The following is a 2,846-nucleotide window of genomic DNA, read 5'->3' as shown; positions in this document are numbered from 1 at the left end:
CACCAAAAGTATGAGGCTTCTAGACCAATACCTTAGCTCCGCTTACATCCGTACGATCTCCGTCTACTTGCGTACAATGAGTGGTTCGTCGCCGGCAAACTATACTGACCTCAACGGTAAGGACGGCGCGAACCATGTTGCTAAACTACCTCCAGACAGATACTGACCCGATCGCGCCATTCGAAAGCAATGCTCCGCAATCGCTGCAGGAGCGCCTGCCATTGGCAGGGGATCGGTGCTCTCACTTCAGCAGCAGACAAGTTCAACGCACCGACCCCTTTGGCGACATCTCCAAGGGACAGACATCCCTTTCAACCCCGCACTGCCGCTTGCGGTACACTGCGTCACGCGCGCTCCGTGCGGACCGCAATTGGCCGTCTCCTGACCAGGGACCGAACCCCAGCGGCCGCGGCGGCGGGGGCGCGCACGTCGTTCCGGTCGCGATCGAAAAGCCGCCCAGGATATTCATCGGCCGCAAGCACTACGACGGCCCTCGTCCGGACGAGGCTCTGGCCGAGCTCCTCAATACTGTGCAGCGACAGACCCTCAGATTCTTCTGGGAGTTCGGCCATCCCACGAGCGGACTCGCCCGAGAGCGGAGCAACACGACACCGCATGTCGTCACGACCGGCGGTTCTGGCTTCGGCATCATGGCGATCCTTGCCGGTGTCGAACGCGGATGGATCGGCCGGCGAGCCGCTCTCGACCGCCTGATTAAGGTGGTGTGCTTCCTCGGCCAGGCCGAGCGCCATCACGGCGCCTTTCCTCACTGGATGGACGGCGACAGCGGCCGAACCATACCCTTCAGTCAGCTCGACGACGGCGGCGACATTGTCGAGACGGCATATCTGATGGTCGGGCTGCTTTCTGCGCGGCAATATTTTCGAGGGCCGGACGCTAAGGAACGCGTCTTGCGAAGCCTTATCAACGCTCTGTGGTCGGAGGTCGAATGGGACTGGTACACCCGCGGCTCCGAGGCGCTCGCTTGGCATTGGAGCCCGGTGCACGGATGGGCGATGGACCTCCCGATCCACGGATGGAACGAATGCCTGATTGCATTCATCCTCGCCGCGTCTGCCGCACGGCATTCGATCGAGGTGGATGTCTATCACCGCGGTTGGACAGCGGGCCGGGCCTTCGCCAATGGCCGAAGCATTGAAGGCGTGCGGCTGCCTCTCGGGCCTGATCACGGCGGTCCCCTATTCTTCTCGCACTATTCGTTCCTCGGCCTCGATCCGAGGGCGCTTCGAGATCGCTATGCCGATTATTGGCATCAGAACGTCGCCTATACGCATATCAACCGGACGCACTGCATTCGCAATCCAGGGAAATTCGACGGCTATGGCGCGGATTGCTGGGGGCTGACTGCGAGCGACAGTATCCACGGCTATGTCGCGCACGCTCCCGACCGCGACCTCGGAGTGATCACTCCATCCGGCGCCCTCGGCTCCTTCCCCTATGCCCCCGCGGAATGCGAGCTGGCGCTTCGCCACTTCGCTTCGCGCGGCGACCGGCTGTGGGGCGAGTATGGCTTCAGGGATGCATTCAGCCCTTCGACGGGTTGGTGCGCGGACTCGTATTTGGCGATCGATCAGGGGCCGATCGTGGTCATGATCGAGAACTACCGGAGCGGGCTTCTGTGGCGCCTCTTCATGAGCTGTCCGGAGATCCAGATCGGGCTCGCGAGGCTCGGCTTTTCCCGGCGCCCGAAAGCCGCCGCAGCCACGTCATGAGCACTGCGTATTCCCTGTCAAAAGCACGGCTCGCGATCATGCGCTCCGGCATTCTGTTCGGGCTGATCACGGTGGGATGGCCGGCAGGATCGGCCCACGCATCACCACCGATGTTAACAGGCAGTCTAACCTCTCAGCCGATTGGTCATTACGAATTCTGCAAAGCCAATTCGACCGAATGCACGATCCGCACCCGCGACCTCGGCCCCCAGCATGTCACCGGCACCGTCTGGAGAAAAATCATCGCGATCAATACGCGGATCAACAGGTCGGTTCGACCTATAACCGATATCGACGCTTATGGCAGGGACGAAGTCTGGGCCTATCCGAACGGCCACGGCGATTGCGAGGACTATGTGCTCGAAAAGCGTCGCGATCTCATGCGTGAGGGTCTTTCGCCCTCCAACCTTCTGATCACGGTCGTGCGCAAGCGGGGCGGCCAAGGCCATGCAGTCCTCACCGTCCGAACAGACAAGGGCGATTTCATCCTCGACAATTTGACGGACGCGATCCGCCATTGGGACCAGACCGGCTATGATTTTCTCAAGCGCCAGTCGAGTGACCACCCCGGCAGCTGGGTCACAATCGGCGAACGCCGGAACCCAATCGTCAGCACGCTAGTGGTCACTCCAGTCGCAAAGCAGCCGAGCGTCTTCGACCCTCGAGTGGGCAAAACTATCGTCAGGCCAACAAAACGGTAACCGAGCGTGACAGCACAGCTGCTTGGTCGTTGGGCTATTCGCTCCGTTCAGTATCGGTTATTCGTGACAACCGGAATCATCGGCGGCTTTGCGACCTTCTCGGCGTTCCTGACAGAGTGTTCTGCTGCAGCGTTGGCCGGTGGAAGGAACGTTCCGCTGGACACGGGCCTATTCAGGCGGATGAGAGACAACGCCCCAATTTCCCTCTGATCTGGTCTGTCGATCGATTTGAAAGGAAGAGCGAGACGGCCCTTGGGATTGCAAGCCAGTTGCAATCTGGTGCGTCCGAGACCCGGTACAGTGGATACAACGGCGATGCCGCCACGGCGTGAGCCGCCGATTGCCGCGAAGTCGACTGCCTCCCCGGCGACACGAGCGGCGACAAAGGCACTTCTCTATTCGGCGTGTTGAG

2 protein-coding genes are annotated in these 2,846 nt (G+C 61.0%); both read left to right on the top strand.

All coding sequences use genetic code 11. The annotated features are described in order from the left end of the window. The first annotated feature begins 329 nt into the window (after positions 1-329). The gene (locus NMG80_RS04200) at positions 330-1,733 is read left to right on the top strand and encodes a glucoamylase family protein (RefSeq protein ID WP_254016969.1); all 1,404 of its coding nucleotides are present in this window, start codon (positions 330-332) and stop codon (positions 1,731-1,733) included. Further along, the gene (locus NMG80_RS04195) at positions 1,730-2,434 is read left to right on the top strand and encodes a transglutaminase-like cysteine peptidase (protein ID WP_254016968.1); all 705 of its coding nucleotides are present in this window, start codon (positions 1,730-1,732) and stop codon (positions 2,432-2,434) included. The genes NMG80_RS04200 and NMG80_RS04195 overlap by 4 nt, the downstream gene beginning before the upstream one ends. Positions 2,435-2,846 lie beyond the last annotated feature (412 nt).

Source organism: Mesorhizobium escarrei, assembly GCF_935825525.1.
In the GTDB taxonomy this organism is placed as follows: Bacteria; Pseudomonadota; Alphaproteobacteria; order Rhizobiales; family Rhizobiaceae; genus Mesorhizobium; species Mesorhizobium escarrei.
The sequence above is the reverse complement of the archived record's forward strand: the minus strand, read 5'-3'. Positions and strand labels throughout refer to the sequence as shown.

Bases quoted from the DNA above. Each gene is read 5' to 3' on its own strand.
- NMG80_RS04195 (WP_254016968.1), top strand. From the start codon at position 1,730: ATGAGCACTGCGTATTCCCTGTCAAAAGCACGGCTCGCGATCATGCGC.